Source organism: Pantoea latae, from assembly GCF_002077695.1.
Classification (GTDB): domain Bacteria; phylum Pseudomonadota; class Gammaproteobacteria; order Enterobacterales; family Enterobacteriaceae; genus Pantoea; species Pantoea latae.
In genome coordinates this window covers 91,192-118,022 of the sequence record NZ_MWUE01000023.1, presented here as the reverse complement: position 1 = coordinate 118,022, position 26,831 = coordinate 91,192, and the positions used below count along the sequence as shown (strand labels likewise).

23 protein-coding genes are annotated in these 26,831 nt (G+C 60.7%); 13 read left to right on the top strand and 10 right to left on the bottom strand.

The window, feature by feature from the left end:
- Nucleotides 1-1,005, bottom strand: a complete 1,005-nt coding sequence (argC, locus tag B2J69_RS15810; protein WP_081140606.1) for an N-acetyl-gamma-glutamyl-phosphate reductase — start codon at nucleotides 1,003-1,005, stop codon at nucleotides 1-3.
- 167 nt (nucleotides 1,006-1,172) lie between these two features.
- On the opposite strand from argC, the gene argE reads away from it, so the two are divergent.
- From argE to B2J69_RS15775, 7 genes are all read left to right on the top strand, one after another.
- Nucleotides 1,173-2,321 carry an acetylornithine deacetylase gene (argE, locus tag B2J69_RS15805; RefSeq protein WP_033755562.1) on the top strand — a complete coding sequence of 383 codons (1,149 nt, stop codon included), beginning with the start codon at nucleotides 1,173-1,175 and terminating at the stop codon, nucleotides 2,319-2,321.
- A 285-nt stretch (nucleotides 2,322-2,606) separates the two neighbouring features.
- Complete coding sequence (gene ppc / locus B2J69_RS15800; protein WP_081140605.1) at nucleotides 2,607-5,258, top strand: phosphoenolpyruvate carboxylase; 2,652 nt, start codon at nucleotides 2,607-2,609, stop codon at nucleotides 5,256-5,258.
- 152 nt (nucleotides 5,259-5,410) lie between these two features.
- The gene (locus B2J69_RS15795; RefSeq protein ID WP_081140604.1) at nucleotides 5,411-6,127 is read left to right on the top strand and encodes a DUF3053 domain-containing protein; all 717 of its coding nucleotides are present in this window, start codon (nucleotides 5,411-5,413) and stop codon (nucleotides 6,125-6,127) included.
- A 446-nt stretch (nucleotides 6,128-6,573) separates the two neighbouring features.
- Entirely contained in the window at nucleotides 6,574-8,508 is a 1,935-nt protein-coding gene (locus B2J69_RS15790; protein ID WP_081140603.1) for a PTS mannitol transporter subunit IICBA, read from the top strand.
- A 94-nt stretch (nucleotides 8,509-8,602) separates the two neighbouring features.
- Complete coding sequence (mtlD, locus tag B2J69_RS15785) at nucleotides 8,603-9,751, top strand: mannitol-1-phosphate 5-dehydrogenase (RefSeq protein ID WP_081140602.1); 1,149 nt, start codon at nucleotides 8,603-8,605, stop codon at nucleotides 9,749-9,751.
- Nucleotides 9,752-9,833: 82 nt separating this feature from the next.
- On the top strand, nucleotides 9,834-10,367 hold the full coding sequence (locus B2J69_RS15780) for an MltR family transcriptional regulator (protein WP_081140601.1): 534 nt from the start codon (nucleotides 9,834-9,836) through the stop codon (nucleotides 10,365-10,367).
- 85 nt (nucleotides 10,368-10,452) lie between these two features.
- Nucleotides 10,453-10,815: a YibL family ribosome-associated protein gene (locus tag B2J69_RS15775; protein ID WP_081140600.1), complete on the top strand. Its 363-nt coding sequence runs from the start codon at nucleotides 10,453-10,455 to the stop codon at nucleotides 10,813-10,815.
- Nucleotides 10,816-10,823: 8 nt separating this feature from the next.
- On the opposite strand, the gene B2J69_RS15770 is transcribed toward B2J69_RS15775, so the two are convergent.
- The 3 genes from B2J69_RS15770 to fdhD form a co-directional block, all read right to left on the bottom strand.
- A complete protein-coding gene (locus tag B2J69_RS15770; protein ID WP_081140599.1) occupies nucleotides 10,824-11,786 on the bottom strand; it encodes a VirK/YbjX family protein in 963 nt (320 codons plus the stop codon).
- A gap of 182 nt (nucleotides 11,787-11,968) precedes the next feature.
- On the bottom strand, nucleotides 11,969-12,586 hold the full coding sequence (gene sodA, locus B2J69_RS15765; RefSeq protein ID WP_081140598.1) for a superoxide dismutase [Mn]: 618 nt from the start codon (nucleotides 12,584-12,586) through the stop codon (nucleotides 11,969-11,971).
- Nucleotides 12,587-12,770: 184 nt separating this feature from the next.
- Nucleotides 12,771-13,595, bottom strand: a complete 825-nt coding sequence (fdhD, locus tag B2J69_RS15760; RefSeq protein WP_081140597.1) for a formate dehydrogenase accessory sulfurtransferase FdhD — start codon at nucleotides 13,593-13,595, stop codon at nucleotides 12,771-12,773.
- Nucleotides 13,596-13,987: 392 nt separating this feature from the next.
- Here fdhD and fdnG point away from each other — a divergent pair, with 392 nt between their 5' ends.
- From fdnG to B2J69_RS15735, 5 genes are read left to right on the top strand one after another with little or no spacing between them, the layout of a single operon-like run.
- The gene (gene fdnG, locus B2J69_RS15755; RefSeq protein ID WP_081140596.1) at nucleotides 13,988-17,038 is read left to right on the top strand and encodes a formate dehydrogenase-N subunit alpha; all 3,051 of its coding nucleotides are present in this window, start codon (nucleotides 13,988-13,990) and stop codon (nucleotides 17,036-17,038) included.
- Between the two features lie 12 nt (nucleotides 17,039-17,050).
- Entirely contained in the window at nucleotides 17,051-17,935 is an 885-nt protein-coding gene (gene fdxH / locus B2J69_RS15750) for a formate dehydrogenase subunit beta (RefSeq protein ID WP_081140595.1), read from the top strand.
- Nucleotides 17,932-18,573: a formate dehydrogenase cytochrome b556 subunit gene (gene fdoI, locus B2J69_RS15745; protein WP_081140594.1), complete on the top strand. Its 642-nt coding sequence runs from the start codon at nucleotides 17,932-17,934 to the stop codon at nucleotides 18,571-18,573. The genes fdxH and fdoI overlap by 4 nt, the downstream gene beginning before the upstream one ends.
- Nucleotides 18,573-19,499: a formate dehydrogenase accessory protein FdhE gene (gene fdhE, locus B2J69_RS15740; protein ID WP_081140593.1), complete on the top strand. Its 927-nt coding sequence runs from the start codon at nucleotides 18,573-18,575 to the stop codon at nucleotides 19,497-19,499. Before fdoI ends, fdhE begins: the two co-directional genes overlap by 1 nt.
- 27 nt (nucleotides 19,500-19,526) lie before the next feature.
- Nucleotides 19,527-20,141 (top strand): glutathione S-transferase, encoded by a 615-nt coding sequence (locus B2J69_RS15735; protein WP_081140592.1) that lies wholly within the window; start codon nucleotides 19,527-19,529, stop codon nucleotides 20,139-20,141.
- Nucleotides 20,142-20,281: 140 nt separating this feature from the next.
- Here the strand turns inward: B2J69_RS15735 and B2J69_RS15730 are convergent, their stop codons facing one another.
- The 4 genes from B2J69_RS15730 to glyQ form a co-directional block, all read right to left on the bottom strand.
- On the bottom strand, nucleotides 20,282-20,599 hold the full coding sequence (locus tag B2J69_RS15730; protein WP_081140591.1) for a helix-turn-helix domain-containing protein: 318 nt from the start codon (nucleotides 20,597-20,599) through the stop codon (nucleotides 20,282-20,284).
- The gene (locus B2J69_RS15725) at nucleotides 20,592-20,981 is read right to left on the bottom strand and encodes a type II toxin-antitoxin system RelE/ParE family toxin (protein WP_081140590.1); all 390 of its coding nucleotides are present in this window, start codon (nucleotides 20,979-20,981) and stop codon (nucleotides 20,592-20,594) included. Before B2J69_RS15725 ends, B2J69_RS15730 begins: the two co-directional genes overlap by 8 nt.
- 149 nt (nucleotides 20,982-21,130) lie before the next feature.
- Nucleotides 21,131-23,200: a glycine--tRNA ligase subunit beta gene (gene glyS, locus B2J69_RS15720; RefSeq protein ID WP_081140589.1), complete on the bottom strand. Its 2,070-nt coding sequence runs from the start codon at nucleotides 23,198-23,200 to the stop codon at nucleotides 21,131-21,133.
- 9 nt (nucleotides 23,201-23,209) lie between these two features.
- Nucleotides 23,210-24,121, bottom strand: a complete 912-nt coding sequence (gene glyQ / locus B2J69_RS15715; protein ID WP_081140588.1) for a glycine--tRNA ligase subunit alpha — start codon at nucleotides 24,119-24,121, stop codon at nucleotides 23,210-23,212.
- 193 nt (nucleotides 24,122-24,314) lie between these two features.
- Between glyQ and B2J69_RS15710 the strand changes: the two genes are divergently transcribed.
- Nucleotides 24,315-25,310, top strand: a complete 996-nt coding sequence (locus B2J69_RS15710) for an acyltransferase (protein ID WP_081140587.1) — start codon at nucleotides 24,315-24,317, stop codon at nucleotides 25,308-25,310.
- Here B2J69_RS15710 and B2J69_RS15705 read toward each other — a convergent pair.
- Together B2J69_RS15705 and B2J69_RS15700 are read right to left on the bottom strand one after the other, a co-directional pair.
- A complete protein-coding gene (locus B2J69_RS15705) occupies nucleotides 25,295-26,227 on the bottom strand; it encodes a GlxA family transcriptional regulator (RefSeq protein WP_081140586.1) in 933 nt (310 codons plus the stop codon). The two genes, B2J69_RS15710 and B2J69_RS15705, sit on opposite strands and share 16 nt — an antisense overlap.
- Before the next feature lie 17 nt (nucleotides 26,228-26,244).
- Nucleotides 26,245-26,784, bottom strand: coding sequence for an isochorismatase family protein (locus B2J69_RS15700; protein WP_081140585.1), 540 nt, complete (start codon nucleotides 26,782-26,784; stop codon nucleotides 26,245-26,247).
- Between the last annotated feature and the right edge of the window lie 47 nt (nucleotides 26,785-26,831).

Below are 26,831 nucleotides of genomic sequence, written 5' to 3'. Positions count from 1 at the left end.
TTAAATCAGTGACTGCGTTTCAGGAAAGCCAAAACGAATATTCATACACTGCACCGCCTGCGACGCGGCGCCTTTCAGCAAATTGTCTTCCGCCGCGACGACGATAAGATGCTCGCCCTCTAGCGCGAAGCCGATATCGCAGAACGGCTGGCCGACCACCGCTTTCAGCGCCGGCACGCCCTGTTCGTAGACGCGCACCAGCGGCTTGTCGTGATAGGCGTTGTGGAACGCCGCCGCCACGTCGGCATGGCTGACGCCCGGCTTCAGGCGACAGGTAATGGTCGCCAGAATGCCGCGCGGGAAGCTGCCGAGATGCGGAGTGAAGATCACCGGCGCGCCGAGATGCGCGACGATCTCCGGGTGATGGCGATGGTTAAACAGGCCGTAAGGCTGCAGGCTCACTTCGCAAAAGCTGGTATTGACGCTCGCCTTGCGTCCCGCACCGCTCACGCCGCTGGTGGCGTTGATCACCGGCCACTGGTCGGCGTTAAGCAGATCGCCGTTAACCAACGGCTTCAGCGCCAGCTGCGCCGCGGTGGGATAGCAGCCCGGCACCGCGACCAGCTGCGCCTCTTTGATCTTCTCGTGGTTCCACTCCGCCAGGCCGTAAACCGCTTTGTCGAGCCAGTCGCCGTGCTGGTGGGTAAAACCGTAATAGCGCTGAAAAAATTCGCCGTCGTTGACGCGGAAGGCGCCGGAGAGGTCAAACACCACGCAACCCGCCTTGAGAAATTCTGGAGCGAGATCGTGACTGACTTCATGCGCCGTCGCGAGGAACACCACATCCACTTTATCTGCCCACTCGGCCGCGCTGCTCAGCGGCTGCAGCGGCAGATCCACCACGCCTTTCAGCTGCGGATGGAGATCGGAGAGACGTTTTCCGGCATCCGGGCTTTGCGCTGAAACCGCCAAAGCGGTTATGTTCATATGTGGATGGCGATTGAGGAAGGTGGCAAGCTCTACGCCAGCGTAACCACTGGCACCAACGATCAGCGTATTCAACATCAGGCTGTAACCCTTTTTACAGTCACACGTTCCGGGTCGCGGCCTTGCCCCGTTGCCCACGATGCCGTTTGCCGGGATTTTTGCTTCCCACCCAATCGGCGTTAATGTATTTTTATTCACTATTAATGCATGAATATTGATACATCCTAACTCAAGGACCGTCAACAGTGAAGACAAAATTACCGCCTTTTATCGAACTCTACCGCCAGCTGATCGCGACTCCGACCATCAGCGCGACCGACGCGGCACTGGATCAGAGTAATGAAACTTTAATCAATTTGCTGGCGGGCTGGTTTCGCGACCTGGGCTTCAGCGTCGAGGTGCAGCCGGTGCCGGGCACGCGCCATAAATTCAATATGCTGGCGCGCACCGGCGAGGGTGCAGGCGGCCTGCTGCTGGCGGGTCATACCGACACCGTGCCGTTCGACGACGGGCGCTGGACGCGCGATCCCTTTACCCTGACGGAGCACGACAACAAGCTCTACGGTCTGGGCACCGCCGACATGAAAGGCTTCTTCGCCTTTATTCTCGACACGCTGCGCGACGTCGACGTCAGCAAACTCAGCAAACCGCTCTATATTCTCGCCACCGCCGATGAAGAGACCACCATGGCGGGCGCGAAGTATTTCTCCGAAACGGCGAGCATCCGCCCAGACTGCGCCATTATCGGCGAGCCGACCTCGCTGAAGCCGGTGCGCGCGCACAAAGGTCATCTGTCGCACGTCATTCGCGTGCAGGGCCAGTCGGGCCACTCCAGCGATCCGGCGCGCGGCGTCAACGCCATCGAGCTGATGCACGACGCCATCGGCCATCTGATGCAGCTGCGTAATACCCTGAAAGAGCGCTATCACCACGACGGCTTTGCTATTCCCTATCCCACCATGAACTTCGGCCATATTCACGGCGGCGACGCGGCGAACCGCATCTGCGCCTGCTGCGAGCTGCACATGGATATCCGTCCGCTGCCGGGGCTGACGCTCAGCGACCTGGAAGGACTGCTCAACGAGTCGCTGGCGCCGGTCAGCGCGCGCTGGCCGGGACGCCTCACCGTCGGCGAGCTGCATCCGCCGATTCCGGGCTATGAATGTCCAGCGAATCATGAGCTGGTCGCCGTGGTGGAAAAACTGCTCGGCACGCCGACCGAGGTGGTGAACTACTGCACCGAGGCGCCGTTCATTCAGGAGCTGTGCCCGACGCTGGTGCTGGGACCGGGATCGATCAACCAGGCGCATCAGCCGGACGAGTTTATCGATACCGCATTTATTAAGCCGACTCGCGCCCTGATCGCGCAGGTTGTGCAGCACTTTTGCCACTGATACGCAATAAACAGGGCAATTCACTGTTAAGAAAGTAAATTTCCTGATCTCTACGCGGGATTTGTTGATAAGAATAACTTATCCCGCTCCTCCTTAATTAAAATCTTTGAATTTCCGCCAGTTAGCCGCATGTTACCGGGCGCTCATGCGCATTGACGCCGCAGGGTTTACGTGGCTAGATAAAAGACGATGTTATGCCCGGTGGGTGATTACTCATGCAGTTTCTGCGCGGTCGCAGGCTGTGGGTGTAGAAGTTTACAAAGACGATAAGGGTGTCAGGGTCACATGAACGAACAATATTCCGCAATGCGAAGTAATGTCAGTATGCTCGGCAAACTGCTCGGGGATACGATCAAGGATGCACTAGGAGAGAACATCCTCGACCGGGTGGAGACCATCCGCAAACTCTCAAAGTCATCCCGCGCGGGAAATGACGCTCATCGCAAGGAACTGCTCAACACGCTGCAAAATCTGTCGAACGACGAGCTGCTGCCCGTCGCGCGCGCCTTTAGCCAGTTCCTTAACCTGACCAACGTCGCCGAACAGTATCAGACCATTTCACGCAGCGGCGACGGCGCCAACCATCCCGAGCTGCTGAAAACCACCTTCGATCGTCTTAAACAGCAGCCAGATCTCAGCGAGAGCGCCATTCGCGCCGCCATTGAGTCGCTGTCGCTGGAGCTGGTGCTCACCGCGCACCCCACCGAAATTACCCGCCGCACCCTGATCCACAAACTGGTCGAGGTTAACAGCTGCCTGAAGCATCTCGACCACAGCGACATCTCCGACTACGAGCGCAACCAGATTATGCGTCGTCTGCGTCAGCTGGTGGCGCAGGCGTGGCACACCGACGAGATCCGCAAATATCGCCCGACGCCGATCGACGAGGCCAAATGGGGCTTCGCCGTGGTGGAAAACAGCCTGTGGGAAGGCGTGCCCGCCTTTCTGCGCGAGCTGAACGAACAGGTCGAAGAGGCGTTCGGCGTGAAGCTGCCGGTGGACTTTGTGCCGGTGAAATTTACCTCCTGGATGGGCGGCGACCGCGACGGCAACCCGAACGTCACCGCCACGGTGACGCGCCACGCCATGCAGCTCAGCCGCTGGAAGGCGGCCGATCTCTTCCTGCGCGATGTCGGCGTGCTGATCTCCGAACTGTCGATGTCTGAATGCAGCGACGAGGTGCGCGAGCTGTGCGGCGATCCCGAGGCGATCGAACCCTACCGCGTCATCCTGAAGCGGATGCGCAGCCAGCTGCTGAATACCCAGGCTTACCTTGAGCGCCGCCTGAAAGGCGAGCGCCTGCCGCGTCCGGCCGATCTGCTGATTTCTAACGACCAGCTCTGGACGCCGCTTTACGCCATCTATCAGTCGCTGCAGCAGTGCGACATGGGCATTATCGCCAACGGCCAGCTGCTGGACACGCTGCGCCGCGTCAAGTGCTTCGGCGTGCCGCTGGTGCGCATCGACCTGCGTCAGGAGAGCACGCGCCACACCGAGGCGATCGCCGAAGTGACGCGCTATCTCGGCCTCGGCGACTATGAAAGCTGGTCGGAAGCGGATAAGCAGGCGTTCCTGGTGCGCGAGCTGAACTCCAAGCGTCCGCTGCTGCCGCGCCACTGGGAGCCGAGCGACGAGACGCGCGAAGTGCTGGAAACCTGCCGCGTCGCCGCTGAAGCGCCGCAAGGCTCGATTGCGGCCTACGTGATCTCAATGGCGAAAACCCCGTCCGACGTGCTGGCGGTGCATCTGCTGCTGAAAGAGGCGGGCATCACTTTTGCGATGCCGGTGGCGCCGCTGTTTGAAACCCTCGACGATCTCAACAACGCCAATGACGTGATGAGCCAGCTGCTGAGCATCGACTGGTACCGCGGCTTTATTCAGGGCAAACAGATGGTGATGATCGGCTACTCCGACTCGGCGAAAGACGCCGGCGTGATGGCCGCCAGCTGGGCGCAGTATCAGGCGCAGGACGCCTTGATCAAAACCTGCGAGAAGGCCGGCATTGCGCTGACGCTGTTCCACGGGCGCGGCGGCAGTATCGGCCGCGGCGGCGCCCCTGCCCATGCGGCGCTGCTGTCACAGCCGCCGGGCAGCCTGAAAGGCGGCCTGCGCGTCACCGAACAGGGCGAGATGATCCGCTTTAAATACGGCCTGCCGGAAGTCACCATCGCCAGCCTGTCGCTCTACACCGGCGCGATTCTGGAAGCCAACCTGCTGCCGCCGCCGGAGCCGAAGCAGGAGTGGCACAGCATTATGGATCAGCTCTCAAAGCACTCCTGCGACATGTATCGCGGCTACGTGCGCGAAAACCCGGACTTTGTGCCCTACTTCCGCTCCGCCACGCCAGAGCAGGAGCTGGGCAAACTGCCGCTCGGCTCGCGTCCGGCGAAGCGTCGCCCGACCGGCGGCGTCGAGTCACTGCGCGCCATTCCCTGGATCTTCGCCTGGACGCAGAACCGCCTGATGTTACCTGCCTGGCTCGGCGCGGGCGCGGCGCTGCAAAAGGCGATGGAAGAGGGCCATCAGGATCAGCTGGAGGCGATGTGCCGCGACTGGCCGTTCTTCTCCACGCGCCTCGGCATGCTGGAGATGGTGTTCGCCAAAGCGGACCTGTGGCTGGCGGAATACTACGACCAGCGTCTGGTGGATAAAACGCTGTGGCCGCTGGGCAAACAGCTGCGCGACCAGCTGGACGCCGACATTAAAGCGGTGCTGACCATCGCCAACGACGCGCATCTGATGGCAGACCAGCCGTGGATCGCCGAGTCGATCGCGCTGCGTAATGTCTACACCGATCCGCTCAACGTGCTGCAGGCGGAGCTGCTGCAGCGTTCGCGCGAGCAGGACGCGCGCGGCGAAGAGGCCGATCCGCGCGTCGAGCAGGCGCTGATGGTGACCATCGCCGGCGTCGCGGCGGGGATGCGTAATACCGGTTAACCTTTCTGACCTCTCCGGGCAGGCCCCTGCCCGGAACCCGCCACGCCGCAGCGCGTTTCGCGCGCGTCGGCGTTGTGCCAGGCCGCTACTTTGCTCTATTCTTTAGGACCATTCCTCGGTTATCAATATTCTCATTTACAGGAGTTGCCCTTATGGCATCAGGAATTTCTCGCATCTGGATGCGTACCGGCATGTTGCTCGGCGCCGCGTTGCTGGTGCTTAACCTCACCGCTTGCGGCGACAAAGAGGGCGATCAGCGCAAAGCCTTTATCGACTTCCTGCAGAACACCGTCATGCGCAGCGGCGAGCATCTGCCCAGCCTGAGCGAAAGTCAGAAGCAGAATTTTGGTAAATACGCCGGCGACTACGCCATCCTTTACGGCTTCTCCCAGCAGGTGAACAAAGCGGTGGATCAGGGCATGCGCCCGGTGGTTGATGAGCTGTCGGCGATCCACGTGCCGCAGGATTATCTGACGCGCCGCGACGCGCTGCGCCAGGCGAACGGCGCGCTGGTGATTGTCACCCAGCAGCTGGAGAGCGCCAAAATGCAGGCGGACAGCAGCAAAGCCGCGCTGAAGCAGGAAGAGGATCTGAAGAAGGTCTACGACACCGCCTACGATAAAGTGGTGACGCAGCCGGCCAACCAGCTGGTGCCGCTGCTGCCGAAGCTGCAGGCGCTGAGCCAGGGCGCGGCGCAGGCGGGCGACTTCCTGCAGCAGCAGGGGCCGCGCGTGAGCTTCAACAACGGCGCCGTTCAGTTCCCGACGCCGGATCAGGTCACGCAGTACAACGCGCTGATGAGTGATATCTCCGCCAACGCGCAGGCGTTAACCCAGGCGCAGAGCGCCGTTCAGAACGGACTGCAGTAACCACTGATGCGGGACGCGCCAGCCGCTCGTCCCGCCCTCTTCGCCGTCACTCTCTTTCAGATTTTCCCCAGCCAGACAGCCGCCTCGTCCACAGTGTGATCTGGCGCATTTTCGACCAAAAATAGTTTGTGATCTTAATCACATATATGAAACAAACCAGACACCCTTAAACGTGATATTCATCACGTTTAACCCCGTTTTACGGCGAAAAAAACGCCACTGTAGCTTTTTTACACCGTTTTTTTGTGATCTGCCTCACCAAAACAGCCCCTTATCCCACCGGCAATCGGTGATCTGGATCACACTAAGGCGGGCCGCTACGCAGCGTCATACTGGCGTGGTAGAGTCCGCCTGCATACAGTAATAGCGACGGTTCGCCGCCGTACTGACTTAACAAAAACAAACGCGCGCCCTTATGGCAGCGCGTCTCGATAAGGGGTGGGTTTATGTCCTCATCAGTCAAGGTCAAGGTTCAAAGCTTTGGTCGCTTTCTGAGTAATATGGTGATGCCTAACATCGGTGCGTTTATCGCCTGGGGTATCATCACTGCGCTGTTCATCCCGACCGGATGGATCCCTAACGCGACGCTGGCGAAGCTGGTCGGCCCGATGATCACCTACCTGCTGCCGCTGCTGATCGGTTTCACCGGCGGCCGTCTGGTTGGCGGCGATCGCGGCGGCGTGGTCGGTGCCATCACCACCATGGGCGTGATTGTCGGCGCCGATATGCCGATGTTCCTCGGCGCTATGATTGCCGGTCCGCTCGGCGGCTGGGCGATAAAAGCCTTTGACCGCGCCGTTGACGGTAAAATCAAAAGCGGCTTTGAGATGCTGGTCAACAACTTCTCTGCCGGCATTATCGGCATGTTGCTGGCGCTGCTGGCGTTTCTCGCCATCGGTCCGCTGGTCGAGGGGCTCTCCCACATTCTCGCCGCAGGCGTTAACCTGATGGTGCAGAACAACCTGCTGCCGCTGACCTCAATCTTTGTCGAACCGGCGAAAATCCTGTTCCTCAATAACGCCATCAACCACGGCATCTTCTCGCCGCTGGGCATTCAGCAGGCAAGTGAAGCAGGCAAGTCGATCTTCTTCCTGATTGAAGCAAACCCAGGCCCGGGCATGGGCGTACTGGTTGCCTATATGATGTTCGGTCGCGGCAGCGCCAGACAGTCTGCGGGCGGCGCGGCGATCATCCACTTCCTCGGCGGCATCCACGAAATCTACTTCCCGTACGTGCTGATGGCGCCGCGTCTGCTGCTGGCAGTGATCCTGGGCGGCATGACCGGCGTCTTTACCCTGACGCTGCTGAACGGCGGTCTGGTTTCTCCGGCTTCGCCAGGCTCTATTCTGGCGGTGCTGGCGATGACGCCGAAAGGCGCCTACTTCGCCAATATCGCAGCGATTATCGCGGCCTTTGCAGTCTCGTTCGTGGTCTCCTCTATTCTGCTGAAAACCAGCAAAGTGAAAGAAGACGACGATATCGAAGCGGCCACCAAACGCATGCAGGATATGAAAGCGCAGTCCAAAGGCCAGTCGGTTGCCGGCGCGCCGGTAGTAGCCGACGCCAACAGCGTTGACGTCAGCCACGTGCGTAAAATCATCGTTGCCTGCGACGCCGGTATGGGCTCCAGCGCCATGGGCGCGGGCGTGCTGCGCAAAAAAGTGCAGGACGCGGGACTCGCTAACGTGTCGGTCACCAACAGCGCGATTAACTCGCTGCCGGGCGACGTCGATCTGGTGATCACGCACCGCGACCTCACCGAGCGCGCGATGCGTCAGGCGCCGCAGGCGCAGCATATTTCGCTGAATAACTTCCTCGACAGCGCGCTCTACACCAACCTGACCGATCGTCTGGTGGCGGCGAACCGCAGCGAAGCGCACCGCGAAACGGTGCAGACCGCGCTGGCGGATAGCTACGACACCAGTAACGCGCACCTGTTTAAGCTGGGCGCGGACAACGTTTTCCTCGGCCTGAGCGCCAGCAATAAAGAGCAGGCGATCCGCTTCGCCGGCGAGCAGCTGGTGAAAGGCGGCTACGTCCAGCCGGAATATGTGGAAGCGATGCTGGCGCGTGAGCAGCTCACCCCAACCTATCTCGGCGAATCCATCGCGGTGCCGCACGGCACGGTGGAAGCGAAAGATCGCGTATTGAAAACCGGCGTGGTGTTCTGTCAGTATCCGCAGGGCGTGCTGTTCGGCGACGATGCGGACGACGTCGCGCGACTGGTTATCGGCATCGCGGCGCGCAACAATGAACACATCCAGGTGATCACCAGCCTGACCAACGCGCTGGACGACGAAAGCGTGATTGAGAAGCTGGCGCACACCACCAGCGTGCAGGAAGTGCTGGATCTGCTCTCTGGCAGCCCGGCGACCGCCTAAACGTCCTGCGTGATTTTCCCTGGGGCGGGTAAGCCCGTCCCGATTTCCGGGGCGGGCGTGCCCGCCCCATCGTCATTTGATATGGGTCAATATTATGAAAGCGTTACATTTTGGAGCAGGTAACATCGGTCGCGGCTTCATCGGCAAGCTGCTGGCAGATGCCGGCATCGAGCTGGTGTTCGCCGATGTCAATCAGGCGGTGCTGGATGCACTCAACGCGCGTCATGAATATCCAGTACATGTGGTTGGCGAACAGGCAAAAGTGGAAATCGTAAAGGGCGTCAGCGCCGTTAACAGCACCAGCGACGACATTATCGCGCTGGTGGCGGAGGTCGATCTGGTGACCACCGCCGTCGGCCCACAGATCCTCGAGCGCATCGCCGGCAGCGTGGCGAAAGGACTGGCGCAGCGCCATGAAGCAGGCAACGCACGCCCGCTCAATATTATCGCCTGCGAAAACATGGTGCGCGGCACCAGCCAGCTGAAGCAGCACGTGCTGAACGCGCTGCCGGAGCAGCATCACGCCTGGGTGGAGCAGCATGTCGGCTTCGTCGACTCCGCCGTCGACCGCATCGTGCCGCCGTCTGAAGCGGGCAGCAACGATCCGCTGGAAGTGACTGTGGAAACCTTCAGCGAGTGGATTGTTGATAAAACCCAGTTCAAAGGCGCGCTGCCTGATATCGCCGGCATGGAGCTGACCGACAACCTGATGGCGTTCGTCGAGCGCAAGCTGTTCACCCTCAACACCGGCCACGCCATCACCGCCTATCTCGGCCAGCTGGCTGGCCATCAGACCATTCGCGACGCCATCCTTGACGAAAAAATCCGTGCGGTGGTCAAAGGCGCGATGGAGGAGAGCGGCGCGGTGCTGATCAAGCGCTACGGCTTCGACGCCGACAAGCACGCCGCCTATATTGAGAAAATCCTTGGCCGCTTCGAGAACCCCTACCTGAAAGATGACGTAGAGCGCGTCGGCCGTCAGCCGCTGCGCAAGCTGAGCGCGGGCGATCGCCTGATCAAACCGACGCTGGGCACGCTGGAGTATCAGCTACCGAACGCGCATCTGGTGCAGGGCATCGCCGCCGCGATGCACTATCGCAGCGCGCAGGATCCGCAGGCGCAGGAGCTGGAAGCGCTGATTAACGAGAAAGGCCCGCAGGCGACGCTGGCGCAGGTATCCGGTCTGGATGCCAACAGCGACGTGGTGGCCGCCGCGGTCAGCGCCTACCACGCAATGGCATAACAAACGCGTGTCAGTCACGCACAAGCGGTACGGGCGCAGCGAGGCTGCGCCCGTTGGCGGTATCAGAATTCTGCAGGCGACAATGGAAGAGAAGCAAGCTTTTGAAAACCGGGTGCTTGAGCGCCTGAACGCCGGACGTTCGGTGAGAAGCTTCCTGATCGCCGCCGTCGAACTGCTGGCCGAAGCGGTCAATGTGCTGGTGCTGCAGGTGTTTCGCAAAGATGACTACGCCGTGAAGTACGCGGTTGAGCCGCTGCTGCTGGGCGACGGCCCGCTTGGCGAGCTGCCGGTGCGCCTGAAGCTGATTTACGGTCTGGGCGTTATCAACCGTCACGAGTATGAAGATTGCGAACTGCTGCTGGCGCTGCGCGAAGAGCTGAATCACGATCGGGGCGATTATCGCTTCACCGACGACGAGATCCTCGGCCCGTTCGGCGAGCTGCACTGCGTGGCCGCCTGGCCGCCAAAACCCGCTTTTCATCCCGACGACGCCGAACTGCGCGCCATGCAGCAGCAGCGCTACCTGCAGATGGTGCGCTCCACGATGGTGCTCTCCCTGACCGAGCTGATCTCGCGTATCAGCCTGAAACAGGCGTTCAAACGTCCCGGCGCCTGATCTTCAGGCGCCCTGCTCCATCGCCGCGCGAATCTGCGCCGCTTTTCGTGTATCCTTTGCCTGTTTTCCACAACGAGTTTTCGCTATGAAAGAGCAAGAAAAAGCCGAGATTAAACGTCTGAGCGATCAGCTGGACGCCCTGAACCGTAAAGAGCCGCAGCTGCTGGAAGCGGGCGACGCCGAGAAGCTGGGCGCGCTGCTGAAAGAGAAAGAGACGCTGGTGACTGAGATCGAGCGCCTGCGCGACAAGATCGACGACAAGCTGAGCAAAGAGGCGCAGAAGCTGATGAATCTGCCCTTCAACCGCGAAATCACCAAAAAAGAGCAGGCCGATATGGGCACGCTGAAGAAAAGCGTGCGCGGCCTGGTGGTGGTGCACCCGATGACCGCGCTGGGCCGTGAAATGGGCCTGAAGGTGATGACCGGCTTCGCGAAGAAGCCGTTCTGAGCCAGGGATCAGGCGGCCGCCTGATCCTCCTCGTGCTGGCCGACGGCAGCGGATAGCTGCTGCGCCAGCGCGTCAAGCAGTTCGTAGCGGCGGCGATACTCCGCGCGCTTCTTGCTGGCGATATCCTCCAGCGCTTTACGCGGCAGGCTCAGCGGCAGCAGAAACAGCGCATCTTTGCGCGCCTCGCCGCCCAGCGACAGCCAGAACTCGCTGTAGCTGGCGAAGAAATAGTCGCGCTTGCTGTGACGATAGCGCAGGCTGCGAAACACATGCGTGGTATCGCCGACGGCGAGGATCTGCTCTACCGCGCACTGCTGCGCCAGCCTGGCCACCACTTCCATCAGGATACGCTTGGGAAACAGCCCGTGCGCCGCCTTCGTCGCCTCGCGGATCACCTCGTTAGAGATATGCTTGCGCGGCCCCTGTAAGCCGCCGATCAGCAAGGTGCGTTGACCCGCCTCCTGGACCAGCGAAAAAGAGAGCGAGGCGATCACCTCATGCTGATAGCGCAGCACCAGCGTAATTTCGCCTTCGCGATCAAACCGTCCCGGACAGGAGAAGAGTTCGAACCGCTCCCCATTTTTCCCCTCTAGCGTCGCCAGCAGATTATCGCCAGGGCTTTGCAGCAGCTGACGCAGCGCGCCGTTCTGCAGCGCGCCTACCATCTGATAGTGGTCGAGGATCGCCTGCGCGCGCGCCGCCACGCTGATGCCGGCGCGCAAATAGGGACGGTGCGGTTTGGCAGGCAGTAACCCCTGCACGCCCATCACCTGATGCAGATCCGGCAGGCGCGACAGCTGATGCAAATAGCGCAGCGTGGTCACGGGAAACGCCAGCGTTCTCAGGGCGAACTTCAGGCGAAAGTTTTTGCTCAACCACAGTTTATTCGGGATATATTTTCCGCTGATTAACTGAAAAAACAGCGAAGCCGACGACTCGGTGGTCGGCGCAGGCGTTGTTATAATGGACATAATGTTACATTCTCTGGTGGAATGTTTTTTAGCCTACCTGGGTGAAACTCAACGGCGGGTTAATGTCCCAAAAAGTTAAATGTCTGGTGCGAGGATGTTTAGCTGCGGTTTAATTTTCAGAATTTTGGCAATAAAAAACCGGCGAATCACGTCGCCGGTTGGGGCTACCTTAGCGGTTGAACTTACTTAGCAGAGGCGAAACGCGCCGCGGCTTCGTCCCAGTTCACCACGTTCCAGAACGCCTTGATGTAGTCAGGGCGTTTGTTCTGATACTTCAGGTAGTAGGCGTGTTCCCACACGTCCAGGCCGAGGATCGGGTAGCCTGACGCGCCAGAGATCGCTTCGCCCATCAGCGGGTTGTCCTGGTTAGCGGTAGAAACCACGGCCAGTTTGTCGCCTTTTTTCACCAGCCACGCCCAGCCTGAACCAAAGCGGGTCGCAGCGGCTTTCTCAAACTCTTCCTGGAATTTCTCAACGCTGCCGAAATCTTTTTCGATAGCCGCTTTCAGGTCGCCCTGCAGCGTGGTGCCGGTTTTCAGGCCTTTCCAGAACAGGCTGTGGTTAGCGTGGCCGCCCGCGTTGTTGCGCAGTACGCCTTTTTTGTCTGCCGGCACCTGATCCAGTTTGGTGATCAGCTCGTCAACCGGCAGGTCAGCGAATTCGGTCCCTTCCAGCGCCGCGTTAGCGTTGTTAACGTAGGTCTGGTGGTGTTTGGTGTGATGGATCTCCATCGTCTGCTTGTCGAAGTGCGGTTCCAGAGCGTCGTAGGCGTAAGGCAGGGATGGCAGTGAATAACTCATGTTCTTCCTCTCCATTTCATATTTGGGCGGCGCCGCCCAGTGGCGTGCCGCGTAAGCAGTCGAACCATTATAGTTAAATTCATGATCCGGAAAAGGGTAATCAATGCCCCATTAAACATAAGGAATTTACAAAACTGTTATAAACAAACTGTTGTTTTTACAGCCCGCCGCCGCGGCGCGTCCGTTAACGCAGCCGCTGCGGATGGCTATAGACCGTGGCGCGCCCCGGCTTACTGAAGCCGACCAGCGTCAGGTTGCAGCGCTCCGCCACCTCGACGGCCAGCCGCGTCGCCGCCGAAACAGCGAACAGGATCTCAACGCCGCACATGGCGGACTTCTGCACCATCTCATAGCTGGCGCGGCTGGAGACCAGCACCGCGCCGCCGCCCCACGCCGCCTGGCTGCGATAGCCGAGCAGCTTATCCAGCGCCACGTGACGGCCGACATCTTCGCAGCCGCCCGCCAGCTCGCCGTCCGGGCGGATCCACGCCGCCGCGTGGGTGCAGCCGGTCTGCTGGCCCACCGGCTGAAAGCGCTTGAGCTGGCTCAGGCCGCGATCCAGCTGCGCCAGATCGAAGGTCTGGGTGAAGGGCAGCGGCTGCACCGGCTTGCCGATCTGCTCCAGCTGCTCAACGCCGCACACGCCGCAGCCGGTGCGTCCCGCCAGCGCGCGGCGCTGCTCTTTCAGCGCCATAAAGCGGCGGCTGGAGAGTTCAATCTGCACCTCGATGCCGTTGCAGCCCGGCACTACGTCCAGACCAAAAATATCGTCCGGCGCGTCGATAATGCCTTCCGACAGGGAAAAGCCGATGGCAAACGCCTCCAGATCTTTCGGCGTGGTCATCATCACCACGTGCGAGATGCCGTTATACACCAGCGCGACGGGCACTTCGTCCGCCAGCCAGTCGGGCTGCGCCGCCGCCAGATCGGCGCGCTGCCACACCAGGCTTTCGCTGACGCCCGTTTGAGTTGTTAAATTTTCGCCGGTAGGTTGCGGGATAGCCTTCAATGAGTACGACCTGTAATTAACAAAAAATTAAATTATGCGCTGCCGCGAGGCGGGCAGAGAGTGCGGTCTATTTTGCCTTTTTGCCGCGGACAGCGCAAAAAAAGCGCTATACAAATTATGCGGAAAAAAGCGGGTGGACGCCGATACGGCGCGCTTTAACCTGAGAATGAGAACGATTTTCCGCTGTGCGTTAACATGCGTTTCAATATAGAAATATTATTATGCTGCTTATGCCAGAAAAAAATTTATGTACCCGCAAGCGCCTAAACGAATTTAAACAGAATTTAAAAAACGGGTTACTAAAGGCTAACTTATTGACCTTAGTCAAATAAGACGCAGACAGGGCTGCTAATTTGCATAGCTTCGCAATGGAGCTTACAGAAGAAAGATAAATGCAAATTACCAGACGGAGTTTTTTCAAAATCTGCGCTGGCGGCATGGCGGGAACCAGCGCCGCGCTATTGGGCTTTGCCCCGGAAACCGCCTTAGCCAGCATCAGAGAATATAAGCTCGTTCGCGCCCGCGAGACGCGCAATAATTGCACCTACTGTTCCGTCGGCTGCGGCATGCTGATCTACAGCCTTGGTGACGGCGCGAAAAACGCCAGCGCGGCGATCTACCATATCGAAGGCGATCCCGACCATCCGGTCAGCCGCGGCTCGCTCTGCCCGAAGGGCGCCGGCGTGCTCGACTATATCCACAGCGATCAGCGGCTGAAATATCCAGAGTACCGCGCGCCAGGTAGCGATAAGTGGCAGCGCATCAGCTGGCAGGAAGCGTTTGAGCGCATCGCCCGCCTGATGAAGCAGGATCGCGACGCCCACTTCCAGCAGACCAACGCCGCAGGCGTAACGGTCAACCGCTGGCCCACCACCTCTATGTTCTGCTCGTCGGCCGCCAGCAACGAAACCGGCCTGCTGGATCATAAGTTCGCCCGCGCGCTCGGCATCGTCGCGCTGGAGAACCAGGCGCGCCTCTGCCACGGCCCGACGGTCGCCGCGCTGGCGCCCAGCTTTGGGCGCGGCGCCATGACCAACAACTGGAACGATATTAAAAATGCCGATCTGGTGATGATAATGGGCGGCAACCCGGCGGAAGCGCATCCGGTCGGCTTTAAGTGGGTCATTGAGGCGAAGACGCGCAACAACGCGCAGGTCATCGTGGTCGATCCGCGCTTCAACCGTTCCGCCTCGGTGGCGGACCTCTACGCGCCGGTGCGCGCCGGCAGCGACGTGGTGTTCCTGATGGGGGTCATTAACTATCTGCTGCAGCACAACCAGATCCAGCAGCAGTATGTGCGCGCCTTCACCAACGCCGCGCTGATCGTCAGCGACGGCTACAGCTTCAAAGATGGGGTGTTCAGCGGCTACGACGCGGAGATGCGCCAGTACGATCGCGCCAGCTGGCGCTATGAGCTGGATGAACAGGGGCACGCCCGCCGCGACGACAGCCTGACGCATCCGCGCTGCGTGCTGAATCTGCTGAAGGCGCACGCCAGCCGCTATACGCCGGAGATGGTGACGCGCCTGTGCGGCACGCCGCAGGAGAGCTTTCTGGCCATCTGTCGCCAGCTGGCGGCCACCAGCGCGCCCAACCGCACCGCCACCATCCTCTATGCGCTGGGATGGACGCACCACACCAACGGCTCGCAGATTATCCGCACCGCCGCGATGATCCAGCTGCTGCTGGGCAATATCGGCATGCCGGGCGGCGGCATCAACGCGCTGCGCGGCCACTCCAACGTGCAGGGCTACACCGACCTCGGCCTGCTGTCGCAGAGCCTGCCGGGCTACCTGCCGCTGCCGTCGGAGAAAATGGCGACGCTGGCGGACTACCTGCAAAAAGCGACGCCCGCCGCAACGCTGCCGGGCCAGGTCAACTACTGGCAGAACACCGACAAGTTCTTCGTCAGCCTGATGAAAAGCTTTTACGGCGAGCAGGCAACGGCGGACAACCAGTGGGGTTACGACTGGCTGCCCAAGTGGGACAAGAGCTACGACTGCATGGCGCAGGCGGAGATGATGGAGCAGGGCGCGATCAACGGCTGTCTGGTGCAGGGTTTTAACCTGCTGGCCGCCTTCCCCGACAAAAACAAAGCGGTTCGCGCCCTCTCGCGCCTGAAATATATGGTGGTGATCGATCCGCTCAGCACCGAAACCGCCAGCTTCTGGCAGCCGCACGGCGAATTCAACGACGTCGATCCGGCGCAGATTGAGACCGAAGTGTTTCGCCTGCCCTCTTCCTGCTTTGCCGAAGAGGATGGCTCGGTCGCCAACTCGTCGCGCTGGCTGCAGTGGCACTGGGCCGCCGCCGAACCGCCGGGCGAGGCGCTGCACGACGGCAAAATCCTCGGCACGCTCTTTTTGCGCCTGCGCGAACTCTACCGCCAGGAAGGCGGCATCGCGCCGGAACCGCTGATGGCGATGCGCTGGGACTACAGCAATCCTGCCGATCCCTCGCCGGAAGAGGTGGCGCAGGAGAGCAACGGACGCGCGCTGCAGGACGTTTACGACGCCAGCGGCGCGCTGCTGCTGAAAAAGGGTCAGCAGCTCAACAGCTTCGCCGAGCTGCGCAACGACGGCAGCACCGCCAGCGGCTGCTGGATCTACGCCGGCAGCTGGACGCCAAAGGGCAACCAGATGGCGCGCCGCGACAACGCCGACCCGTCCGGGCTGGGCGCGGTTTCCGGCTGGGCCTGGGCGTGGCCAGCGAACCGCCGCATCCTTTATAACCGCGCCTCCGCCGATGAGCAGGGCAAAGCCTGGGATCCGAATCGTCGCCTGATCGAGTGGGATGGCCAGCGCTGGCAGGGCATCGACGTGCCGGACTATCCGCTGACGCTGGCGCCGCAGCAGCAGGCCGGCCCTTTTATCATGCAGCCCGACGGCCTGGGCCATCTCTTCGCGCTCGACAAAATGGCGGACGGCCCCTTCCCCGAGCACTACGAACCGATGGAGAGCCCCCTCGCCGCCAATCCGCTGCATCCGCAGCAGAGCCACAGTCCGGTGGCGCGCCTCTTTGCGCGCGACGCCGCGCAGCTGGGCGAGGCGGCCGACTATCCCTGCGTCGCCACCACCTACTCCATCACCGAGCTGTTTCGTCACTGGACCAAGCACGCGCTGCTGAACGCCATCGCGCAGCCAGAGCAGTTTGTGGAGATCGGCGAGGAGCTGGCGGCGGAAAAAGGCATCCAGGCAGGCGACAGCGTCAAGGTCTCTTCCCGTCGCGGCTATATCAAGGCCAAAGCGGTGGTGACGCGCCGTCTGCAGCGTCTGCACATCGACGGCAGGCCGGTCGACACCGTCGGCATTCCCTGTCACTGGGGTTTCGAGGGCACGGCGCGCAAAGGCTTCCTCGCCAACACGCTGACGCCGTCAGTGGGCGACGCCAACTCGCAAACACCCGAGTACAAAGGGTTTTTAGTTAAAGTGGAAAAGGCGTAACGGAGAACGCACATGGCTTACCCCACACAGGACATTATTCGTCGCTCCGCGACCAGTTCCCTCACGCCCGCGCCGCAGGCGCGCGATCATCGGCAGCAGGTCGCCAAGCTGATCGATGTCACCACCTGCATCGGCTGTAAAGGCTGTCAGGTCGCCTGTTCGGAGTGGAACGATATTCGCGCCGAGGTTGGCTACAACGTCGGCGTTTATGACAATCCGACCGATCTCGACGCCAAAGCCTGGACGGTGATGCGCTTCTCGGAGGTGGAGGAGGATGGCCGCCTGCAGTGGCTGATCCGCAAAGATGGCTGTATGCACTGCGCCGATCCCGGCTGTTTGAAAGCCTGCCCGTCGGCGGGCGCCATCGTGCAGTACGCCAGCGGCATCGTCGATTTTCAGTCCGAGCACTGCATCGGCTGCGGCTACTGCATCGCCGGCTGCCCGTTCAACGTGCCGCGCATTAGCAAAGAGGATAACCGCGCCTATAAGTGCACCCTTTGCGTCGATCGCGTCAGCGTCGGGCAGGAGCCAGCCTGCGTCAAAACCTGTCCCACCGGGGCGATCCGCTTCGGCAGCAAAGAGGAGATGCAGCAGCTGGCGGCGGAGCGCGTCGCCGATCTGAAATCGCGCGGCTTTGCAAACGCCGGGCTTTACGATCCGGCGGGCGTCGGCGGCACTCACGTGATGTACGTGCTGCATCACGCCAACAAACCGCAGCTCTATCACGGGCTGCCGGAAAACCCCGCCATCAGCCCGACCGTGACGTTCTGGAAAGGGATCTGGAAGCCGCTGGCGGCGATCGGCTTCGCCGCCACCTTCGCCGCCTCGCTGTTTCACTACGTCGGCGTGGGCCCCAATCGGGTCGACGAGGCGCCGCACAAGGAGGAGAACGAATGAAAAAAGACGATCGCATCATCCGCTACCGCGCGGCGGAGCGCATCAACCACTGGATTGTCGCCATCAGCTTCGTGCTGCTGGCGCTGAGCGGGCTGGGATTTCTCTTTCCCTCCTTCAACTGGCTGATGAACGTGCTGGGCACGCCACAGCTGGCGCGCATCCTGCATCCCTTTATCGGCGTGACCATGTTCGCTGCCTTTATGCTGATGTTTTTCCGCTACTGGCATCACAACCTGGTCAACAAAGAGGACCTGCTGTGGGCGCGCAATATCCACAAAATTGCCCTTAACCAGGAGGTCGGCGATACTGGCCGCTATAATTTCGGCCAGAAGTGTGTGTTCTGGGCTGCTATCATCAGCTTATTGCTGCTTCTGCTTAGCGGGATAGCGATCTGGCGTCCCTGGTTCGCCAGCGCTTTTAGCATCCCGCTGATCCGTGCGGCGCTGCTGGTGCATTCTCTCTCCGCCGTGGGCCTGATCCTGGTGATTATGGTGCACGTTTATGCGGCGCTGTGGGTAAAAGGCACCCTTACGGCGATGGTCGAAGGCTGGGTGACCGCCGCATGGGCGGAAAAACATCATCCCCGCTGGTATCGCGAACAGCGCAACCGCTCAACACAACAGGAAAAACGCCCCTGATGAGTATTCGCATTATCCCGCAAGACCAGCTGGAGAAGAGCGAAAAAACCACGGCGGATACCATTCCGCCGTTACTTTTTCCACGGCTGAAGAACCTCTATAGCCGCCGCGCCGCGCGACTGCGCGAGCTGGCAGCGAAAAATCCGCTTGGCGACTATCTGCGTTTCGCCGCCAAGATCGCGCAGGCGCAGGAGATCGTGCTGTATGACCATCCACTGCACCGCGATCTGCGCGATCGTCTGGTGCAGAGCGCCGCCCAGGACAAGCCGCCGCTCGATATCCACTCTCTGCCGCGCGAGGCGCACTGGCAGCGGCTGCTGCACTCGCTGATCGCCGAGCTGAAGCCGGAGATGACCGGTCAGGCGCTGGCGGTGCTGGAGAACCTGGAGAAAACCGCCGCCGGCGAGCTGGAAACGCTGGCCAGCGCGCTGCTGGCGGGCGAGTTCGCGCAGGTCAGCAGCGACAAAGCGCCTTTTATCTGGGCGGCGTTATCGGTCTACTGGGCGCAGATGGCAGCGCTGATCCCCGGCAAAGCGCGCGCCGAATATGGCGAACAGCGACAGTTCTGCCCGGTGTGCGCCAGTATTCCGGTGGCGAGCGTGGTGCACCTCGGCACGCAGCAGGGCCTGCGCTATCTGCACTGCAACCTGTGCGAAAGCGAGTGGTACGTGGCGCGCAGCAAGTGCAGCAACTGCGAACAGACGCGCGATCTGCACTACTGGTCGCTGGACAGCGAGCAGGCGGCGGTGAAAGCAGAGAGCTGCGGCGACTGCGGCACCTACCTGAAGATGCTGTATCAGGAGAAGGATCCCGCGCTGGAGCCGGTGGCGGACGATCTCGCCTCGCTGGTGCTGGATGCGCGCATGGAGCAGGAAGGGTTTTCGCGCAGCAGCCTGAATCCCTTTCTTTTTCCCGATGAGAGTTGATTAACCCCCTGATGGCGGAGGCGCGCGATGAAACTGATTGGCAGCTATACCAGCCCTTTTGTACGAAAGATTTCGGTTATCCTGCTGGAGAAAGGCATCGTTTTCGAATTTGTTAACGATGCACCCTACGGCCCCGACAGCCAGGTGTCGCGTCACAACCCGCTGGGCAAGGTGCCGACGCTGATTGACGACGAGCAGCAGGCCTGGTTCGACTCCTCCATCATCGCGCAGTTCCTTGAGCTGCGCGGCGACGCGCCCGCGATGCTGCCACAGGACGACGCCTGGCTGGCGCTGCATATTCGTCAGGTCGAGCGGCTGGCGGACGGCGTCAGCGACTGCGCCAGCATTATCGTGCGCGAGAAGCTGCGCGCGCCGGAACAGCAGTCCACCGAGGTGCTGACGCGCCATCGGGAGAAGATCCTGCGCGGGCTGGATCAGCTGGAGGCGATTGCGGCGCAGGGGCGTTTGCTGAACAACGGCACGCTCAACCTTGCCGATATCGCCACCGGCTGCATGATCGGCTACATCAACCTCCGTCACGTAGTGCCGAACTGGTGCGTGGATCGTCCGGCGCTGATAAAGCTGGCGGAGCAGCTGTTCCAGCGCGAGAGTTTTGCGCGCACGGCGCCGCCGGCTGCGTAACGGCAGCGGCGCGTTTTACCGATGCAACGCCCAGCGCTTAAGAACTCTCTCTGTCTTAGCGCTGGGCGAAACAGGCGGGCTAATGACGACGTCGTTAAAAAAAGCCTTTAAGCCAGATCACCACAGGTTATTTATTGTGGTTAACTTAAAAATATTTCTGGCCCTTTGTCAGAAATCATATTGATAATTCGCAGCACTGCCTGATTCGGCTTACTCTCCCCACGCTCCCATTTAGAGACGCTTTCAACAGACATGCCTGTTGTTCGCGCCAGAACTGACTGAGACAGGTTCCAGCGCTGCCGAACCTCCTTGATTTCTTCGCCAGTCATAGGACGAACATCAGGAATATCAGCAGCTTTAATACGAGCTTCAACCGTTTTAAGCGTTTCATCTTTTACCACGCCATGCTTATGATAACGTTTCGCCATAGCGTAAATATTTTTTAAATCATCACTCATTACAGTTAACCTCGAACAGTTCTTTTTTTTCAAGCAGCGTTTTTATCATAGCCTCGTTCATGGCGATAAAATCTGGCGCGATACTACAAAAAAGGTCTATTTCGGCATCCTCTATCTCTTTACCTTTCTTTTTAGAGAGATCGCTTTTTGCGTAAAGGTAAAAAAAATAAAGATGCACGCCATCATTAAAGAAAACGATTGAACGCGCGCCATCTCGTTCACTGACATTTGGCAGGGCAATCCGTCTTTTATAGGTGAACTTTCCCAGCGAATTCCCTTTAAGACCGCTGAAAACCTTGCGCGCTGTTTTACAAATAATATTATCTGTAATACTCAGTCGCCTGCGCTCTGCTTCGAACTCAGGCGTTAAAAAAACGCCCATATATTCCCCCTACATCCTTGTAAGCCGTAACCCTTACTATAGTCTTCCTTACGGGTTGGATCAAACTGCCGCTCGCTTCTCTGATAAAAAAAGGCCGACAGTGATGTCGGCCTTTTACTGGCATTATTCGCTTACGGCTAATAACACGCTTACTGCAGCAGCGAAATATCCGCCACCTGCAGGAACAGCTCGCGCAGCTTCGCCAGCAGCGTCAGGCGGTTGACGCGCACCTCGGCGTCGTCGGCGTTCACCATCACCTTGTCGAAGAAGTTATCAACCGCGGTGCGCAGCTGCGCCAGTTCGATCAGCGCATCCTGATAGCGGCCTTCGGCGAAGTAAGGCTGCAGCTTGTCGCCGAGCGCGGTGACGAAGGTCGCCAGCTGGATCTCTTCGTTCTCTTTCAGCAGCGACGCCTGCACGCTCTCATTCAGGGTTTCGGTCGATTTCGCCAGAATATTGGAGACGCGCTTGTTCGCCGCCGCCAGCGCCGCCGCTTCGTCGAGCGTGCGGAAGTGCGACACCGCCTTCATGCGCGCATCGAAGTCGGCCGGACGCGTCGGACGACGCGCCAGCACCGCCTGCAGCGTATCGACGCTGTGGCCCTCTTCCTGATACCAGCTGCGGAAGCGGCCGAGCATAAAGTCGATCACGTCGTCCACCACGTTGCCGTTGCTCAGCTTGCTGCCGTAAAGACGCACCGCTTCCTCGGTCAGGGTTTGCAGATCGAGCGGCAGGTTCTTCTCGACGATGATACGCAGCACGCCCAGCGCGGCGCGACGCAGCGCAAAGGGATCTTTGTCGCCCTTCGGATGCTGGCCGATGCCAAAGATGCCCGCGAGGGTATCCATCTTGTCGGCGATCGCTAGCGCGCAGGCCACCGGGTTCGACGGCAGATCGTCGCCGGCGTAGCGCGGCTGATACTGCTCGTTGAGCGCCACCGCCACATCTTCGGCTTCGCCGTCGTGACGCGCGTAGTGCATGCCCATGACGCCCTGCGTGTCGGTAAACTCAAACACCATATTGGTCATCAGGTCGCACTTGGAGAGCAGGCCGGCGCGCGTCGCGTGATTGACGTCCGCGCCGATTTGCGCGGCGATCCAGCCCGCCAGCGCCTGAATGCGGTCGGTTTTGTCGCGCAGCGTGCCCAGCTCTTTCTGGAACAGCACGGTTTCGAGACGCGGCAGATGATCTTCCAGACGCTTTTTGCGGTCGGTGTTAAAGAAGAATTCGGCATCCGCCAGACGCGGGCGCACCACCTTTTCGTTACCGGCGATAATCTGCTGCGGATCGCTCGATTCGATATTGGTGACGAAAATGAAGTTCGGCAGCAGCTTGCCCGCGTCGTCATAGACCGGGAAATATTTCTGATCGCCCTTCATGGTGTAGACCAGCGCTTCCGCCGGCACCTTGAGGAACTTTTCTTCGAAGGTCGCCGTCAGCACCACCGGCCACTCCACCAGCGAGGCCACCTCTTCCAGCAGGCTATCGCTCAGGTCGGCAGTGCCGCCCAGCTGACGCGCCGCCGCTTCCGCATCGGCTTTAATCTGCGCCTTACGCACCGCGTAATCGGCGATCACCTTGCCGCGCGTCTCCAGAATTTCCGGGTACTGGTCGGCGTGGTCGATAGTGAATTCCGGCTCGCCCATAAAGCGGTGGCCGCGAATCGTGCGTCCTGACGCAATGCCGAGAATAGTGGCCGGGATCAGTTCGTCGCCCAGCAGCAGCGTCACGGTGTGCACCGGACGGACAAACTGCACGTCGCTTGCGCCCCAGCGCATCAGTTTCGGGATCGGCAGCTTGCCGAGCGCGGTGGCGATCATGCCCGGCAGCAGCGACTGGGCGGACTCGCCCTTCACCTGCGCCCGGTAAACCAGCCATTCGCCTTTGTCGGTGCTCAGGCGCTCTGCCTGGTCGACGGTGATGCCGTTGCCGCGCGCCCAGCCTTCCGCCGCTTTGGTCGGCTTGCCGTCGGCGTCAAAGGCGGCAGAGACGGCCGGGCCGCGTTTCTCGACTTCACGATCGGGCTGCGCAGCGCTTAAGCCTGCGACTTTCAGCGCCAGACGGCGCGGCGCGGCGTACCAGCGCACCTCGCCATGCGCCAGACCGGCGCTGTCCAGCTCGGCGGTGACCTGTGCGGCAAAGGCTTCGGCCAGGCTGCGCAATGCTTTCGGCGGCAGCTCTTCGGTGCCGATCTCCACCAGAAACGTTTTTTCAGTCATGGCTGCCTCTTACTTGTTGTTATTGCACATCGGGAAGCCCAGCGCCTCGCGGGAGGCGTAGTAGGCTTCAGCCACGGCTTTGGTCAGGGTGCGGATGCGCAGAATATAGCGCTGGCGCTCGGTCACGGAGATCGCCTTGCGCGCGTCCAGCAGGTTAAAGCTGTGCGCGGCTTTCAGAATGCGCTCGTAGGCGGGCAGCGGCAGCGGTTTTTCCAGCGCCAGCAGCGTCTGCGCCTCTTTCTCGTACTGCTCGAAGCAGGTAAAGAGGAAGTCGACGTCGGCGTATTCGAAGTTATAGGTGGACTGCTCCACTTCGTTCTGATGGAACACGTCGCCGTAGGTGGTTTTACCCAGCGGGCCGTCGCTCCAGACCAGATCGTAGACGCTGTCGACGCTCTGGATATACATCGCCAGACGCTCAAGGCCGTAGGTGATCTCGCCGGTCACCGGCTTACACTCCAGGCCGCCCACCTGCTGGAAGTAGGTGAACTGCGTCACTTCCATGCCGTTGAGCCACACTTCCCAGCCGAGGCCCCACGCGCCCAGCGTCGGGTTTTCCCAGTTATCTTCCACAAAGCGAATATCATGCACGGTGGGATCGATGCCCAGCTCTTTCAGCGATCCGAGATACAGCTCCTGAATGTTGTCCGGCGACGGCTTGATGATCACCTGGAACTGGTAGTAGTGCTGTAAGCGGTTCGGGTTTTCGCCGTAGCGCCCGTCGGTCGGACGGCGCGACGGTTGCACATAGGCTGCGGCAATCGGCTCTGGTCCGAGTGCGCGCAGGCAGGTCATAGGGTGTGAAGTGCCAGCGCCCACTTCCATGTCCAGCGGCTGAACGATGGTGCAGCCCTGACGCGCCCAGTAATCCTGCAATGTCAGGATCAGGCCCTGAAAGGTTTTGGTATCAAACTTTTGCATGATGATTTCGCACGCGAGTCGGGTAGATGAAAAAAGAGTGCGACAGTATACCCTTTGACCGCGCGATGTGCAGCCGGAAATCCTGGCGGGCGCGGGGCGCGCCAGACGGCTCCGAATCCTGAGGCGAAAGGTTGTCGCGCGCATTGCGACTGTCTACCCTTCTTCGCACCAATGAGATGCGCAAGAGGACCCGATGTCGCAAAAGATTTGCTGGATCGACAATTTACGCGCGGTCGCCTGTTTAATGGTGATCGTAATTCATACCACCACCTGGTATATCACCGGGCCGATGGCGGTGACCGGACACTGGTGGGATATCGCCAACCTGCTCAACTCCGCGTCGCGCGTCTGCGTGCCGCTCTTTTTTATGATCTCCGGCTACCTCTTCTTCGGCGAGCGCAGCGCCCAGCCGCGCCATCTGCTGCGGCTGGTGCTCTGCCTGCTGTTCTACAGCGCGGTGGCGCTGGCCTACATCACCTGGCTGACGCCCATCAGCGAAGGGCGCTCGCTGCTGAAGATGCTGCAGAAGCCGGTGTTTTATCATCTGTGGTTTTTCTTCGCGCTAATCGGCATCTATCTGCTCTCGCCGCTGATTCAGGTCAAGCAGGTGCAGGCGCGCTACGTGGCGCTGCTGGTCATTGTGCTGGCGGTGCTGGCCAACCCGAACACGGTGGATCAGGCGGTCGGGCCGTTTCACTGGCTGCCGGTCAATCTCTACGTCAGCGGCGACAGCATCTACTATCTGCTCTACGCCCTGTTGGGACGCGCCATCGGCACCATGGAAACGCAAAAGCGCGGCGTGACGCCGCTGGCGGCGGGGCTGTTCGCCGCCTGCGTGATCGGCATTACGCTCGGCACCAAACAGGCGCTGATCGTTAACGGCGCCTTTAATGACCGCTGGTATCTCTACTGCGGCCCGCTGGTGTTTATCGCCGCCATCAGCCTGCTGGTGCTGTTCAAAAACGCGCTGAACGCCCGCACGCTGCCGGTGCTCGGCACCCTTTCACGCTATTCGCTGCCGATTTACGGCTTTCACGCGCTCTTTATTCACTTTTTGCGCACGCGTCACTATGACGATATGTCGCGGCCGCTGCTCGATCTGCCCTGGGTGTTCGGCGCGACGCTGGCGGGCAGCCTGCTGCTGGCTGTAGGCCTGCAGCGCCTCGACAGGCGTCACTGGGTAAGCTGATCGCGCCAGCGATCGCGGGCGCGCCGCAGCTGACGCGCTGAAGAAAAACCGGCGGCCAGCGCCGCTTTCTCCGCGCCTTCGCCCTGCTGCTGGCGCTGGCGCGCGATGCCCAGCCGCAGCTGCTCGTGATACTCGCGCACGCTGACGCCCAGATGCTGGCGGAACAGGCGCGCCAGGTGACGGCCGCTGACGTGAACGCGCGCGGCGAGATCCTCCAGCGACCAGGCGTGCTCGGGATGGGCGATCATCGCGTCCTGCGCGCGATGGATCGCCGGATGCAGATGGTTGCGGTAGCGCAGCCAGGGCGACAGCTGCGGATCGTCGCCGGAGCGGCGGAACCACACCACCATCTCGCGCGCCACCTCCAGCGCCGCCTGCGCGCCGCACAGCCGGTTAATCAGGTGCAGAGAGAGATCGATGCCGGCGGTGATGCCGGCGCTGGTCCAGATATTGTCGTCGTCGACGAAGACGCGATTCTCTTTCACCAGCGCGGCGGGCGCGGCGGCTTTCAGCCTTGCGAGCACCTCGTGATGGGTGGTGCACTGTACGCCGTCGAGCAAACCGGCCTGCGCCGCCAGCAGCGCGCCGGAACAGACGCAGATCAGGGTGATCTGCCGCGCGTGCAGCAGCGGCTGCTGACGTTGCAGCCAGCGTCGCGCTATTTCCGCCTGCGGCGTGGCGAACCAGACCGAAGAGTCATACACGCCCGGCACCACCAGCAGGCTGTCGGGCGGCAGGCTCGCCGGCAGCGGCTCGATGCCGGCGATGGTCATCTGCGTCGAGCTGAGCACGCTCTCCTCTGGGCCGATATAGCGCAGCGCAAAGCGATCCCCCGCCAGCCGCAGCGTCTCCGCCGGTCCGGTCACATCAAGCGCCATTACGCCGGGCAGAGTAAGAAACAGGACGGTTTGCGCCATCGCGCGACTCCTTGTTGTCAGACGCGCGCCAGGCACGCTTCCACGCTCACCACCTCGGCAAAGCGGTTAATCAGCACGGTTTCGGTACGGTGAATCAGCTCGGCGCTGCTGAGCGTGACGCCATTGTGCGTCATCGGAAAGGTCAGCGTCGCTTCGCTGACAAACAGTACCTTAAAACCGAGATCGGACGCCACGCGCGCGGTGGTTTCGCAGCACTGCTCGGTGCGGATGCCGCTGATAATCAGCGTGTCGATCCCCTGTGCCTCCAGCCAGGGCAGCAGGCCCGATTCGGTCAGGGCATTATGCACATGTTTCTGCACGCTGAAGGCCGCCTCGTGCTGCAAAAAATCCATCCGCTTCACCCAGCCGGAGTCGAGGGCAAACGGGCCCTGCGGCGCGACGTGGAAGACGTCCACCACCGGAATTGCTTTCGCCTGGCAGCCTTCGATCAGCGCGCTGATATGGCGCTGAAAAGCCGGAACGTCCTCTTCCTGCCAGAAATCACGGTGCTGAAACGACTGCTGAACATCAATGACTAACAGTGCTGCCTGTGCCATTTTCGGCCTCCTGAGAAATGAATTCAGGCCCATCACGACGGGCCTGA